Annotated in this window: 5 protein-coding genes; 2 read left to right on the top strand and 3 right to left on the bottom strand. The window is 61.5% G+C overall.

Annotated elements, in window-relative coordinates; translation table 11 throughout:
• Window positions 1-12 precede the first annotated feature (12 nt).
• The 3 genes from C5J26_RS18695 to C5J26_RS18685 form a co-directional block, all read right to left on the bottom strand.
• Window positions 13-1,209: a glycosyltransferase family 2 protein gene (locus C5J26_RS18695; protein WP_172724288.1), complete on the bottom strand. Its 1,197-nt coding sequence runs from the start codon at window positions 1,207-1,209 to the stop codon at window positions 13-15.
• Between the two features lie 280 nt (window positions 1,210-1,489).
• Window positions 1,490-2,140: a 4'-phosphopantetheinyl transferase gene (locus C5J26_RS18690; protein ID WP_105403115.1), complete on the bottom strand. Its 651-nt coding sequence runs from the start codon at window positions 2,138-2,140 to the stop codon at window positions 1,490-1,492.
• A gap of 2 nt (window positions 2,141-2,142) precedes the next feature.
• A complete protein-coding gene (locus C5J26_RS18685; protein ID WP_105403114.1) occupies window positions 2,143-6,612 on the bottom strand; it encodes a MupA/Atu3671 family FMN-dependent luciferase-like monooxygenase in 4,470 nt (1,489 codons plus the stop codon).
• 455 nt (window positions 6,613-7,067) lie between these two features.
• Between C5J26_RS18685 and C5J26_RS18680 the strand changes: the two genes are divergently transcribed.
• Complete coding sequence (locus C5J26_RS18680) at window positions 7,068-13,616, top strand: type I polyketide synthase (protein ID WP_245441200.1); 6,549 nt, start codon at window positions 7,068-7,070, stop codon at window positions 13,614-13,616.
• A gap of 125 nt (window positions 13,617-13,741) precedes the next feature.
• The gene (locus tag C5J26_RS18675; protein WP_245441199.1) at window positions 13,742-15,205 is read left to right on the top strand and encodes an oligosaccharide flippase family protein; all 1,464 of its coding nucleotides are present in this window, start codon (window positions 13,742-13,744) and stop codon (window positions 15,203-15,205) included.
• Window positions 15,206-15,630 lie beyond the last annotated feature (425 nt).

Raw genomic sequence — 15,630 nt, 5'->3', positions numbered from 1 at the left:
CCGTCTCTCCCATCAGTGGTTCCTGTTTCGATCGGTTCTGATCCAGGCCGCCCCGCCGGCTTGGAGGATATGGCGCGGATAAAGCCTCAGTTTCCTGAACATGTATCCCGGAATGTCTGCCATGGCATGCATGGGAAGCGCACGTCTGCCATGACGCCACCACGCCACCGATAGCGCGATATCGAAAGCCAGGATGCTGATGATCGAGATCGCCAACGGCCAGATCGCAATTCCGGAAGTTGCGAGGAGGACTGCCGGAAACAGTGAGAGCAGGAGAAGCGCTGCCAGCAATGTCAGCGGCGGTATGAGCGCATCGACGACGAGCGCCAGATAGGCCCTGTTCCGCAACGTGTTGACGTCCAGCAAGGCTGAGAAGAGGTGTGCCGCCAGCGCGAAGCGGCCGGCGTTCCATCGGGAAGCCTGCGTTTCGAGGCCTTTCTTCGAATACGGAAACCTGCTGCTGACGGCCGCGGCATCGCAGAAAAGCGGAGCGTGGCCGATCCGCGCGAGGTCCAGCCCAAGCTTCATGTCTTCGACCAGATCGCCGTTCGCAAGCGCGGCGTCCCGCAGGATGGCCCAGGGAAATGCCATGCCCGAGCCGGTCAATTGCGCAGGAAGCCCGAGTTTCGCCAGTCCAAGAAGCCGGATCCGGTTTTTCAGAAGAAATGCGAATTCGGAAACCGCAAGGTTGATGCTTGCGTCCGGCGGCGCGAACATCAGGTAGCGGGATTGCACGGGTCCGTTCGTTGCCGCGGCCATGAGGGCGAGGTTATCGAGTGCACCCGGCTCCAGCCAGCAGTCGGCGTCGACAATGACGACCACGTCCGGCGGCAGCAGGCCGAGGTACCTGACGCCAGCGTCGAGGGCGTATCCCTTGCCGCGGCGAACCGGATCGAACCGTACGATGACATCCGCGCCCGCTTCACGTGCCAGAGATGCGGTGAGGTCGTTGCAATTGTCCGCCACGACGATCAGCCGATCGCCGTGGCGCATCTGGCTCTGGATGCTGTGCAGGGTATCGGTGATCTGGAGCTCTTCGTTATGCGCCGGGACAAGAATCGCAACTTGCGGCCGTCGCCCGTTCTGACGTGGCGGTCCGCTTCGCCCGCCGAGGCTTCCGGCAAGACATTCAATCGCGAAAAAGACAGTCGGAACCAGGACGACGACGGACAATAACAATGCCGTGGCGATCAGTATGTCCTGTTGCATGGCTGCCCCTCCGACGACGCGTCTCAAGGGGTCAATCATAGCCCGAGGGCCGAGGGTTCTAAGCTGACCACGCTACACCGTTCGAGTGTGCACGGGCTCATCCTATTTCGGGGCAGGTGGAGCCACCGTGAACATGTCTACGCCCATTTGATGGCTGATGGATCAATTGAAGTCTGATCCTTGCGCCCAACATGGGTTATCCGATGCAATTCGCAGAGCGAATGCAGTCGGTTACGTGGAATATGATTGCGGATTGCTGACCTGGATACGGCCGGCGGTTTCAGCGGATAATCATGCCGGCGACGACATACCCGTCGCGCAGCCTGATCTGGCCCAGCAGCCGGTCCCCCGTCTTGAAGGGCGGGACATCGATCTCGAAATAGGCGGCGAAATGCCCGTCGCCCAGGTTCAGCTCGATGCGGATGGCCTCGAAGCCGAACATCGTGCGCGTCAGGCCGTACTGGCATTTGTAGGTGCATTCCTTGGCGCTGAAGATCGCCTTCACCAACCGCCCGCGAATGCCCCATTGCTGGCGGTTGAGCCACTGTCGCTCGCGCGGGGTGCAGATCTCCTGCGCATAGGTGTCGTCAAGCGGCGTCGCTTCCTCAAGATCGAGGCCGAGAGCCTTGATGCCGTCCGAATGGCGGCCGATGGCGGCGACGCAGCGGGTAGCGGAATGGCTGATGCTCCCGGCGATCCCGGCCGGCCAGATCGGCGCACGGTCCGATCCCACGGGTATGGCCATTCCAGGCAGTCCCAGATGGTCCATGGCCCGCCTGGCGCAGATGCGGCCGGCGGTGAACTCCTGCTGCCGGCTTTTCACCGCATTGGCGATCGCCGTTCTCTCTTCAGGATAGAGTTTCGAAACGTCACCGAGCAGGTCGGCTTCGGCGACCGACACGGAAGGGTCGAACATGCCTTCCAGCAGCATGGCTAGACCTTGGTCTCCACGCGAACCAGCGTCGGGCGCCGTTCCATCGCATTGCGCCGCAATGCGGCTCGCTCGGCTGCCCGGCCGAGCTGCAGGTCTGCCTTGCCCTTGCCGGAGATATGGTCGGCGAGGAGGGCAACTGTCGGGAAACGGAAGAGGTCGGTGATCGTGAGATCCGGCGCCAGCTTCGCCTTCATTTCCCGATGGACCTGGACCGCCAATAACGAATGCCCGCCGAGAGCGAAGAAGTTGTCGAATATGCCGACCTTCTCAAGCCCAAGGGCGCGACCGAACACCTCACTGATATCCCGCTGCAGAGTATTGGACGGTTCGATGAACGTGGCTGCCGGGGCCTGGATCTTTTCCGTCGGGGCAGGCAGCTTGTTGCGATCCACCTTGGCGTTCGGTGTCAGGGGGAAGGCTTCCATCATCACGAAATGCGACGGTATCATCGCGTCCGGCAGGGCCTCGGCGATATAGGCACGAAGTTCCTGTTCGGAGACGGACGTCCCGTCGGTGCGGATATAGGCTACCAGGCGCACGTCGCCGGGACTGTCCTTGCGGGCGACCACGACAGCCTCGCGGATGCCGGCGAATGTCCCGATGCGCGCCTCGATCTCGCCGAGTTCGATGCGATGGCCGCGTATCTTCACCTGATGATCGGTGCGGCCAAGGAAATGCAGCACGCCGTTCCGGTCGAAACGGGCAAGGTCGCCTGTCCGATAGATCCGGCCCTCCATGAACGGGTTTGGCAGGAAGCGTTCTTGCGTGAGCTGTTCGCGGTTGTGATATCCGCGGGCGACGCCGTCGCCGCCGATATAAAGCTCGCCGACATCGCCAGGTGGCACCGGATTAAGGGCGTTGTCGAGCACATAGAGCTGGGTGTTGGCGATCGGATGGCCGATCGGAACGACGCCCGTCGATGGGCCGGCCGTGAAAGTCGATGACCAGATCGTCGTCTCCGTCGGGCCGTACATGTTTTCGATCGTCGCGTCGGTGACGGTTCGCAAGGCTGCAAGAAGCGAACCCTGCAGCGCCTCGCCGCCGAGGAAGAGATGGCGTACATCGCTCAAAGCGGCGCGGTCCTCGTCGATCATCATGAACATGCGGGCCATCGAGGGCGTGCATTGCAGATGCGTGACCCGGTGTTTGCGGATTTCTTCCGCAAAACCGTCGCCGATCTCGTCGCTGACGGGATTCTTGCTCGTCTTGACGACTTCGGCCAGCAAGGGAAGCCTTTCCAGGACGATATTGTCGGCCAGGCCGAAATCGATGAGGCATGCGATGTCGTCGACGCCGGCCGCCTTGACCTGGTCCAGCCTTTCCAGCGCATCCTCGACGGTACCGAACAGGCCGCTGTCCTCGAAATAACGCAGGAAGGCGAATTCCAGGATAGCGTCCATCTCCTCGGGCGCCAGCGACTGGAGGTCGATGTCCATCGGCTGGGCGATGCCCTGCGGCTTCTTGAAGGCCGGAAACGCCCAGGCATATTGCTTGATGAGCGCGGCTGCGCTGCACAGGTATTCCTTCATCGGGCCGCGCGCCAGATCCCGCACCTCGTCGCGATCTTTGCCGATCAGGGTGTGGAGCATCAATGTGACTTTATAATCGGCCGGGTTTCGGCCGGTCTCGGCGAGCGTCTGCCGGTAGATCCGTATCTTCTCCGCAAGCTCGTCGACGGACTGGCCGAGCAGGTGGGTCAGCACATTGGCGCCAAGCCGGGCCGCTTCCCGGTAGCTTTCCGGATTGCCGGCGGTGGTGAGCCAGACCGGGAGCTCCTTCTGGACCGGACGCGGCTGGGTCACGACTGCGACCGTGCCGGCGCCGAAATCGAAATCGACGCTCTCGCCGCGCCACAATTTGCGGACGACCTCGATGTCGCGGGTCAGGCTCGCCTTGTTTTTCGGTGGTGCGTTTTCCGGCCGGAGCACGAAATCCTCCGGCATCCAGCCGGAGGCGAAGGCAAGTGCGACGCGCCCGTTGCTGAGATTGTCGATGACTGCCCATTCCTCGGCGACGCGCGCGGGATGATGAAGCGGCAGAACGCAGCTGCCGGCCCGGATCGAAAGGTTCCTGGTGACAGCCGCGACGGCCGCGCCGGTGACCGCCGGGTTCGGATAGGGACCGCCGAACGCATGGAAATGACGCTCCGGCGTCCAGACGGAATCGAAACCGTTGGCATCGGCAAATTTGGCGCCTTCGACCAGCAGCCGGTATTTGTCCGGACCCGATCCGCCGTCATTGCCCCAGTAGAAGAGGCCGAAATCGAGATTGGTACCTCTCCCGGCGGAAGACGCACCCTTCGCCTTGGCTTCGATAATTTCGGAGGAGTGGACGACGACCTTGAAGCCGCGGGCGAGCGTCCAGAAGAGTTCGAGAACCGAGATATCGAAGGAGAGGCTGGTGACGGCCAGCCAGACATTGCGACGATCGGCGGTGCGCGGCACCCGTTCGTCCATGCCGGCGAAGAAATTCACGACGTTACGATGCTCCAGCATCACGCCCTTCGGAAGGCCGGTGGAGCCGGACGTGTAGATGACATAGGCGAGATTGCTGGAAGCGACGCCGGTTGCCGGGCGATCCGCTGCCGCCTGGTTTCTGAGGATATCCTCGACACACAGGAAATTGCTGCCATCCAGCGTCTCGGATTTCGACAGCCGTCGCTCGGTCAGAACCAGCTTGGCGCCGCTATCCTTGATCATGAATGCGAGGCGGTCGGCCGGGAAATGCGGGTCGAGAGGAATATAGGCCCCGCCCGCCTTCATGATCGCGAGCGCGCCGACGACCAGATCGAGCGAACGCGGCAGGTAAAGGCCGACGGTGACGTCCGGGCCGACGCCCTGGGCCACCAGCGCTTGGGCGATGAGGTTCGCCCGTTCGTCCATCTCGCGGTAGGAAAGGGAGCGGCCGTGGAATGCCAGAGCTTCGGCATCCGGCGTCCGGTCGACCTGCCGTTCGATAAGTTGATGGACGCAGGCGGCGGTATCGTATTCGCGCTCCGTCCGGTTCCAGTCGAAGAGGACCATGTTTCTGTCGGCATTCGACATCAAGGGCAGGTCCTGCAGCAAGGTCGTGCGGTCCTCGAACGCCGAGGCCAGGATCGCAAATGCCGTCGCCAGATCCTGCGCCTGCCGCTCGTCGATACGCGCCCGATCGTAGAGCAGGTCGGCTTTGGTCTCGCTGAGCCGGAAGGTCAGGGCGCAGCCTTCGATCTCGTCGACGAGCGCCGGACTGGAGATGTCTGCGACACCGATCGTCAATTCCGGCGCTGCAAGACCGGGATAACGGTCGACAAGATCGCGGCAATAACCCTGGCGTTGGTCCAGCACCCTCAACGCCTGATCGACCTGCCCGAGCAGGTCGTCGACCGTGGCTTGCCCCGCGGCGTTGATCCGCAGCGGAATGGACTTCGCAAAATAGCCGGGATGGCGGGCGTCGAGATCTGCCCGCCGGTCGTTGGTATAGGCGAGATCGAACGCGGTCTGGCCGGAAAGACGCACGAGGAAGGCTCCAGTCAACGCGACCCGCTCCTGGCGCGAAAGCTGCCCGGAAAACAGTAGAGGAATGATGCGGATATCCGGTGCTTGGCCGGCTTCCGATGCTTTGATATAGGGAAGCGCGATATCGGTGCCGGCTTCGAGCGCACGGCGGAAGAAGGTTTCATGCCGCGCAAGAGCGGAAACCGCTTCCGACAGGGCGGTCTTGTCCGCCTCGCTCATCAGCGGCAGCCGATCGCCCGGACGCAGTACCGAAGAGAGCGTGATCTGCCGGGTGCCATCCTTGCGGGCGGCCTCGAGCAGAACCGGCATGTCTGCGGTGCCGATCGTCACACCATGGGCGCCGACCGAGAGGACGAGACCAGGTTCCCCGTTCAGTTCGCCGTCGAGGACGCGAAGGTTCCTGACGGTGAAGACGTCGTCGCCGAAACGAACCTTGGGCGTTGCCAGGGGATTGAGATATGTGGGGCCGAAATCCAGGCCGCGTACTAGACGCGAAAGCTCGCCTGCCGAGGCCGTGAAATCGAGCGTACCGGCGGCCGAAGGACGCTTGAGCTGTCCGTAGTAGGTGCGGGTTGCGAAATCCTGCCGGCACGGTTTCAAGGTGCCGCGCTCGATATCGCCAAGCATGTCGGAGAAAGTCGCGATCCCGGCTTCGAAACATTTCGTATTCAGCGTCAGCGCCGTCTCGTCCGCGCTGATCTCGAAATGCTGCTGCGCATAGATATCGCCTTCGTCGATCCCTTCGGTGATCGCGTGCCAGGTGATGCCGTGCCGGTCATGACCTTCGAGGATCGCCCAGGCGGGTGTGTTGAGGCCGGCCATATCCGGCAGCAGGCCGTCATGGAAATTGGCGGCGCCGATATTGGCGTGCCGCCAGGCCGCATCGGGAACCATTTTCAGGTTGGCGATGCTGAAGAGCCAGTCGTAGTCGTATTGGGTCAGCTGGGCGGCGTAATCGCCCTCCTGCGTCACGACGGGGATACCCTGGGCCTGCGCCCAGTTTCTGACCGATCCGTTCGACGTCGCTACGGCCTCGATCCTATGTCCGCGCCCCCGCAGAATTTCAGCGCATTGAACCAGTAATAAACCGCCACCGATCAAAACACACTTCAATTCGCCCATAAAGCTTGTCCCCACTCGTTGCTGTTCCAGGCACTCCGATAGAAACGGGGAGCGGTATAAAACTCAACATGCGCCGGAGCACCCATGCGGATGATCGCGCCTAAGCCTGAATTGCCGGCGATACCCGGCTTTCCCCCATACGGATGATCATGGCTTCCAAAGGAGTAATTGCGATTGCGTCTTGGCTGGCAGCACATTGAGGCTGCGGGTTTGCGCTCGCGGATTTCACTGGGAAGCGGAACGAGGCTCGTGGCATCATTGGGGTGATGTCATCAGGTTGGCCTCCGTGGATTGGGGCGGTGTCGATGCTTGAGGGGTCAAACCAGGTCTGTGCCAGCGATATTGCAATCGTCGGCATGGCTTTGAGAGTGCCGGGTGCGCGTAATGTTTCGGAATTCTGGCAAAACCTGCGAGACGGCGTAGAGTCGGTCCGGACGTTTTCGCCGGAGGACCTGATCGCTGAAGGCGAGGACCCCGAGCGGCTCCATCACCCCAACTATGTTCCCCGCGGCGCCGACCTTCCCGATATGGAAATGTTCGACGCGGAGTTCTTCGGCCTGAACCCGAAGGAGGCGGCGATCATGGATCCCCAGCACCGCCATTTCCTGGAATGCGCCTGGGAAGCCATGGAGGACGCAGGCCGGACGCCGAACAATCAGCCCGGCCCGGTCGGTATTTTCGCCGGCTGCGGCATGGGCAGCTATTTCTATTTCAACGTCTGCAGCAATCGCAACCTGATCGACCAGGTGGGAATGTTCCTGTTGCGCCACACGGGCAACGACAAGGATTTTCTGGCGACGCGAGCCTCCTTCACGTTCGACTTGCGCGGCCCGAGCGTCAATGTGCAGACCGCCTGCTCGACGTCGCTCGTCGCGGTGCATTATGCCTGCCAAAGCCTGATCTCCGGCGAGTGCGACATGGCGCTGGCCGGCGGGGTGACGATCGAGTTCCCGCATCGGCGCGGCTACACGTTCCAGGAAGGCGAGATCCTTTCCCCCGACGGGCACTGCCGGCCTTTCGACCATCGCGCGGCGGGGACCGTTTTCGGAAGCGGCGTAGGGGTGGTCGTGCTTCGCCGGCTTTCGGATGCTCTTCGCGACGGCGATGTGATCCATGCCGTGATCAAGGGCACGGCCGTCAACAACGACGGCAGCAGCAAGGCGGGTTATCTAGCGCCGAGCGTCAGCGGACAGGCCGAGGCGGTTCTGGAGGCTCAAGGGCTCGCAGGCGTCGATGCCGACACCATTCAATATGTCGAGTGCCACGGTACCGGCACGTTCCTCGGCGATCCGATCGAGATCGAGGCGCTGACGGCGGCCTTCAGGCAGAGCACCGACCGGACCGGCTTCTGCCATGTCGGATCGGTCAAATCGAATATCGGCCATCTCGATACCGCAGCGGGCGTCGTCGCTCTGATCAAGGCGGCGCTTGCCGTCAACGAGGGTGAAATTCCGCCGACGCTCGGCTTCGAGCGGCCCAATCCCTCGATCGATTTCGAGAAGAGCCCGTTCCGGGTCAACAACAAGCTGGTGAAGTGGCCACATGCGCCGGGTCCGCGCCGGGCGGCCGTTAACTCGCTCGGCGTCGGCGGCACCAATGCGCACGCAATCATCGAGCAGGCACCGACCCGTTACGTGGCCGACGCGGCCGGGGCCAACGCGGAGATCGGCGCCGATTCCGATCCGATGTTGCTGTTCCTTTCGGCCCGCCAGCGCAAGACGATCGACCAGGCGGCCGAGCGGCTCGGCTCGGCGATTTCCGCACAGCCCGGCCTTTCGTTCGATGACGTCAGCTATACGCTGCAGCATGGCCGCAAACATTTCGATCATCGCATGGTGGTCGCCGTCCGTGGCCGGGAGGACGCCATCGCGGTCCTTGCCAACCCCGGCAGCCGCGGTTTCGTTCATCAGTCCGTGCCGAACAATTCTGGCGCCATATTCCTGTTTCCGGGCGGCGGTGCTCAATATGTCGGCATGGCCAAGCGGCTCTACGAGGAGGATCAGACATTCCGGCGGAGCGTCGAAGAGGGGCTTTCCCATCTGCCCGTCGACGCAGCAAATGAGATCCGCACGGTATGGCTCGGCGAGAACTCCGCAACGGCTGCGAAAACCTTCCTTCGCCCCTCGCTCCAGCTTCCGGCCATTCTGATCACCGAGATCGGGTTGGCGCGCCTATGGATGGATTGGGGCGTGAAGCCGAAGGCGCTGATCGGCCACTCCATGGGCGAGAACGCCGCGGCCTGTGTTGCCGGCGTGATGTCCTTCAAGGACGCCGTCAACCTGGTACATTTGCGCGGCAAGCTGTTTGAGACTATTCGGCCCAGCGGCATGATGAGCGTGCCGCTCGATCACGACCGGCTTTCCGAGCTCCTGCCGCCATCGCTTGACATCGCGTCGGTCAATGCGCCATCGCTTTGCGTGGTGTCAGGCCTCAACGAGGATCTCGACCTCTTCCGGGAGTTTCTGGCGGGGCAGGGCATCGACGCGACGCGCGTGCCGATCAACATCGCGGCGCATTCGCGGTTGGTCACGCCCATTCTCAAAGCCTTCGAGGCCTTTCTGCGCGGGATTACTCTTCGGGCACCGGCCATTCCTATCCTGTCGAACCGTACGGGCCTGCCGCTGAGCGCCGAAGAGGCGACCGATCCGATGTATTGGGTCGGTCACCTTCGTTCGACCGTCTATTTCGCGAATGGCATGGCAGCGCTTTCGGCGGAGCCGGGACGTATCTATATCGAAGTGGGTCCCGGGCGCGTCCTGTCGTCACTGACGAAGGCTCAGGGGTCGATCCCCGCAAACCAGGTGATCAACAGCCTGCCGCATGCCGACGAGGCCGGCGACGATCGGCTCCATTTCCTCGCCGCCGTGGGGCGTGCGTGGGCGACCGGCCTTGAGGTCGATATCGACCGCTTGTGGCAGGGACGTTCGCCGCGCCGGGTCCGGCTGCCGGCCTATCCGTTCCAGCACAAGCGCTTCTTCATAGACCGCGCCGAAGCGAATGAGAGAGGCAAGAACGCCGAGCCCGTCCTTTCGAAGGAGCCAGATATCGCGCGCTGGGGCTATCGCCCCTCCTGGAAGCAGACGCTGGCTGACTACGAGCTGGGCGCTGAGAAAGAGGCGCAATCCTGGCTCTTTTTCCTCGACGAGGCCGGGATCGGCCAGAAGCTGGTCGAAGCGCTGAGGGCGGCCGGCCACCGTGTGGTTACAGTGTCCCTGGGCGACGCTTTCATTCGCCGCAGCGCCGAGGACTACATGCTCTGCCCGGAATTGGGCCGCGCCGGATATGACGCCCTGATTGCCGGGCTTGTCGGTGATGGCGGCCTGCCATCACGTATCGTGCATATGTGGCTTCTGACCCAGGCCGAGACCTTCCGGCCCGGCTCGAATTTCTTCCATCGGAACCAGGAATGCGGTTTCGACAGCATGCTGCATCTCGCCCAGGCTCTGGGGGAGGCGGCCAGCGTTGCGGACCTGCATTTCACCGTCATCGCCAACGGCATGCAGCAGGTCTCGGGCGAGCCGCTGCCCTATCCCGAAAAGGCCACCGTTCTAGGCCCCAGCCTGGTCCTGCCGAAGGAGATGGCCGGTGCCACGGTCAGGGTGATCGATATCGATCTGCCGCCCAAGGCCGAACGGAACGACAAGCGGTTCTCCTTTGCGCGTATGACCGGGCGGGTGGAGAAAAAAGAGGCCGCGGAGCCGGCGGCGTTGATCGAGCAGCTCTGGGAAGACCTGCATGCCAAGCCGGGATCCGAAATCGTCGCCTTGCGCAAAGGGCGGCGCTGGTCGCAGGTTCATCAGCGGTTGCCATTGAAAGACGTATCGTCCGAACAGGCGATACTGCGCGAGGGTGGCGTCTACTTCTTCTCCGGCGGCTTGAGCGACGTCGCTTTGGCGCTTGCCGACGAACTCGCCGGCCGGTTCCGGGCGCGGATCGTGCTTGTCGGACGCACGGTTCTGCCGCCGCGGGAAAACTGGGAATTCTACGATCGCACCCACGGCCATGGCGTCGTTCGGCGGGCGATATCGGCGATCCGGAGGCTTGAGGAGAAGGGGTCGGACGTTCTTTATCTGGTCGGCGATGTCGGCAATCCGGAGCAGATGAGCCGGGCGGTCGAGACCTCGCTCTCCCGGTTCGGGGAAATCAACGGTGTCTTCCATGCGGCCGGAACGGTCGATGACGGCCTGATGCAGACCAAGACTCGCGACAGCATCGACAGGGTCCTGACGCCGAAAGTGCTCGGCACCACGGTGCTGGATGCGGCATTCGAAAACGTGGCGCTCGATTTCTTCCTGATGTTTTCTTCCACCAGCACCGATGTGGTGCGGGCAGGGCAGGTCGATTACGTCGCGGCGAACGCCTATCTCAACGCCTTCGCGCAGAGCCGTTCTCATCGCGCCGACCGTGCCACCGTCGCGCTGCATTGGGGCGTCTGGAATGAGGTCGGTCTTGCGGCACGGGCGCTTGGCGCCTCCGAAGGCGGCGGGTGGATCAAGCCGGTTGCCGGGCCGGCTGCCGGTCCTTTCTTCCAGCACTGGAAAGAGGACGAGACGGGATTGCCCTGGCTCGAGGCGCTGGTCAGCCCCGAGACGGAATGGATGCTCGACGAACATCGGCTGCTTTCTGGCCAGGCGGTCATGCCGGGTACAGGTTATCTGGAGCTGATTGCACAGGCGTCTCGGGAATACGGGCTTCCGTTCGAAGCGGAAGTGGCGGACCTCGTATTCCTGAGGCCGCTTGCCTTCAATGACGGCGAGATAAAAGCCGTTCGAGTGCGGTTGGAACCGGCGGCGGCGCATTTTCGCGTAGCGGTTCTGGCAGGCCCGGCGGATGGCGAGGATGCGCTGTTCGTCAAACACGCCGAAGCCGTTCTCAAGCCTCGGGCGCAACAGAGGCGTGCGACGATCGACATCGCCGCTGTCGCCTCCCAATGCGACGGGTCACGGGTCGCCGGAGGCGGGAGCGCGCTTCGCGCAGTTCAGGAGAAGCATATCCGCTTTGGCCCCCGCTGGGCCGTCCTGCGCTCGATGGCGATGGCGCGCGGCAAGGCTATTGCGGAATTGAAACTGGACCCGATCTTTGCCGACGATCTTGCGAAAGGCGTCCTGCTGCATCCCGGCCTGCTCGACATCGCGACCGGTTTTGCCATGCAACTTGCCAAGGACTACGACGCCGAGACCTCGCTCTGGGCGCCGGCGACCTATGGCCGGGTGGTCCTTCACAGGCCCCTGCCGGCCGAGGTCGTCAGTATCGTGGAACTCGCCGACAGCAGCGATTTCGGCGAGGGTTATGCGGCCTTCGACGTGACGATCACCGATCCCCACGGCAACATCATCTTCGAAGCCGAAAAATTCGTCATGCGCAGGCTGGAGAACGATCTTGCGCTCGGTCTCGCAGCCCAGGCGGACGCCCCGGCTGCTGCCAAAGCGAAGCAGGCCGCGCTTTCTCCGGCGATGTTGAAGCTCGGCACCCAGGTGCGCAACGGTATCCTGCCGGCAGAAGGTTTCTCGGCGCTGCAACGTGCGCTCGCCACATCCGAACCTCAGCCGATTATCAGTTCGATCGATCTCGAAATTCTGCGCGAATGGATTGCCGCCTCTGCCGAAACCGCGACGCCGTCCGGTGACAATTTCGAGAGACCGGATCTCGAAAGCGAGTTTGTCGAACCGCGCAATCCGATCGAGGAAACGCTGGCCAGCTATTGGCGGGAGCTCCTCGGCATCGCCAAGGTCGGCATCCACGACAGTTTCTTCGATATGGGCGGGCATTCGCTGATCGCGGTTCGCCTGTTCCGGATGATCAAGAAACAATATGCGCTCGACCTGCCGATATCGACGCTGTTCGAGGCGCCGACGATCGCACAGTGTGCGGAGCGCATTGCTGCGGAACTGCCGGATGGAGGCGAAGCCGCAGGATCCGAGCTCGCGGCGAGCCTGCCGACGACGACGGCAAAGCCGGTTCATCTGGTACTGATGAACCCCGGTAAGAATGCGAAAGCAACCCCGCTGTTCATCTGCGCCGGCATGTTCGGCAATGTCCTGAACCTTCGCCATCTGGCGATGACCATGGGTGCGGACAGGCCGGTCTACGGATTGCAGGCCCGCGGACTCTACGGCGACCACGAACCGCACGCGACGTTCGAAGAGATGGCGGCCGACTACATCGCCGAAATCCGCACGGTGCAGCCCAGCGGACCCTATCTTCTCGCCGGCTATTCGGGTGGCGGCATAACCGCCTTCGAAATGGCCCATCAGCTCCAAGGTGCAGGAGAAGAGGTTTCCCAGGTGATCATGCTGGACACCCCCATGCCGCGGCAGCCGGGGCTGGGCCTGCGCGACCGTATCAGCATGAAATTGCAGGATATGCGCCGGCATAAGATGAGGTTTGTCGGCGCCTATCTGAGGGACCGTCGTGCCTATCAGGAGCAACAGCGCGCCAAGTCCGAGCTGGAGCATCAAGGTGAATCGCCTGAGTATTTCAACAATGTCAGGATTGAGATGGCGTTCAGGAGAGCGTTGCTCAGGTATGATGTCAGGGCTTATTCCGGCAAGGTTACGTTGTTTCGCCCCAAGCCCGATATCTTCTATAACCTTGGTGGCGGCCGTCACCTGAAGCAGAACCGCGATGTACTGCTGCCTGACAACGGGTGGGCGGGGCATGTGCCGCAATTGCGGGTCTCGGAAGTGCCTGGAGACCACGACAGCATGGTGCTCGATCCGTATGTTCGGGTGCTCTCAGAGCACATGCGTGCTGTTCTTGAAGCCTCGGGTGTCTCGGCTGCGCTCCATGGGACAGCCGATGTGGATGCCAAGGTTCAAAGCAGAGCGCCGGTCCGGGTCGCCGAGATTGCTTAGTCGATAAACGATGGCCGGATCTCGAAAATACCGTTTCCGCAATTGCCATGAGATGTTCGGGGCACGCTGCTTGCGTGCCTTCGACATCAAGCTGGGAAGCCTTCTTGAAGAACGCGGAGTATTCTGTGACTGACGCAATCGTTCCCTCGGATTGGAAGCAGGTGCCTTCTCCTCACGCCAGGGAGCGATTGCTTCTCGACGCTTTGCCCGTGACGGTTCAGCCGCCGAAACGACGTCTTCGCACGACCCTTATCCAGGCCGCAGGCTGGTCGATGATGGGGTATCTCCTCTCGCAGGTAGTACGCATCGCAAGCAACCTGGTGCTGACAAGGCTGCTGATACCGGAAATGTTCGGCATCATGGCCGTCGCCACCATGATTCAGGTGTCGGTCGCCATGTTGTCCGATCTCGGGCTCCGGCCCGCGGCCATACAGAGCCAATTTGGCGACGACCAATCCTATCTCGACACCGCGTGGACGCTGCAGATCATCCACGGCTGCCTGATCTGGTTTGCATGTGTCCTGATCGCGATAGGGATCGGGCGTGCAGCGGAGTATGGCCTGTTCCCGACCGGATCGGTCTACACGGTCACGTCGTTGCCGGCCATCATCATGGGGATGTCTTTTTGCACCGTGATCATGGGGCTGCAATCCACAAAGCTGATCACTGCGTTCCGGCACCTCAATCTCGGGCGCGTCACTTTAATCGAGATAGTGGCTCAGGTCGTCAGTCTGGCGGTCGGGATTTCGCTTGCGTGGTACACCGGCTCGATCTGGTCGTTTGTGGCCGCGACGCTTTTATCTGCGTTAACGACCACTATTCTCACTCACACATGGCTACCGGGTCAGCATAACAGCCTTTACTGGGAAGCTCCGGCGATAAGGGATCTTGTTCGGTTTGGCCGCTGGATCATGCTGTCGTCCATCCTTACGATGATAGCAGCCAATGGAGACCGTATCTTTCTCGCCGGATGGACAAGCCCCCTCATGCTTGGCTTCTACAGCCTGGCCTTCAATCTTATCTCGATGCTGGAAGGTGCCGGTGGCCGGCTGTTTTTAAACGTGGCAATGCCGGCCTTGGGCAGGATCGCAAGGGAACGTCCGGAGCAGCTCGGCTCCATGTTCTGGAAAATGCGATTGCCGCTGGATCTTGTTTTCATCGGAAGTGCGGGCGCGATCTATTCGAGTGGCACGGCAATCATCGAAGTGCTCTATGATGATCGCTATCGAGATGCTGCTCCAATTATCCAGATATTATCGTTCAGCCTTCTCATCATGCGTTACGGTCCCCTGTCCGCGGTCTATCTCGCCGTCAATGAACCGCGTAACCAGACTGTCATGAATTTCATTCGCGCGGTCTCCAGCTTTACATGCCTGCCCCTCGGTTATTACTTGTTCGGTTTCGAGGGCGCAGTATGGGCGGCTGCACTTTACGGACTGCCCGTATTGCCGGCGATTCTTTACTTCAATCACCGTCATGGCCTCAACAATTTCCTATATGAAGCGGGTGTATTGTTAGCTTGGCCTGTCGGGTATCTGGCTGGAATTCTTGCAACGGGCATTCTCCACCACGCTGGCCCGCTGTTTTAAGAAAAGCTGTCAAAAACTTCCAGTTTTGCTATTTTTATATGTCGGCTGGCCGATTATTTGGTGCCGAGATGCCGGATGGCGGTTGTTTCCACGCCGCAGTGGTCGTTGTCCCGAAATGCAGCCTTTTGCGTCGGAACAGGTCAAGTGTCCGAAAGTTCATGGGCGGGGCCGGGTTCGAGCTTTAAGGGGGTGTTTTTGACGTGCACGTTAACTATAAGCAGATATCCAATTCCCTATCGGAACTTAGCTTGCACCCCCGGTAAATATTTTTATCTAGCTGCTTACTTGCGCATAGACTAAATTACGTATCTCCTGTATATTGAACTTAATAAAAGGTTGAAAGGTGTAAAGACAGTCTGTTGGCGTACTTATAGTTGCGGATCCTGAAGGGGACAATCATCCTAGACTTCAGGTAAGGGGGTAAG

Origin of the sequence: Neorhizobium sp. T7_12 (genome assembly GCF_002968535.1) — a bacterium.
In the GTDB taxonomy this organism is placed as follows: Bacteria; Pseudomonadota; Alphaproteobacteria; order Rhizobiales; family Rhizobiaceae; genus Neorhizobium; species Neorhizobium tomejilense.
This window is presented reverse-complemented; position numbering and strand designations above follow the sequence as displayed.

Bases quoted from the DNA above. Each gene is read 5' to 3' on its own strand.
- C5J26_RS18695 (WP_172724288.1), bottom strand. From the start codon at position 1,209: ATGCAACAGGACATACTGATCGCCACGGCATTGTTATTGTCCGTCGTC.
- C5J26_RS18690 (WP_105403115.1), bottom strand. From the start codon at position 2,140: ATGCTGCTGGAAGGCATGTTCGACCCTTCCGTGTCGGTCGCCGAAGCC.
- C5J26_RS18680 (WP_245441200.1), top strand. From the start codon at position 7,068: ATGCTTGAGGGGTCAAACCAGGTCTGTGCCAGCGATATTGCAATCGTC.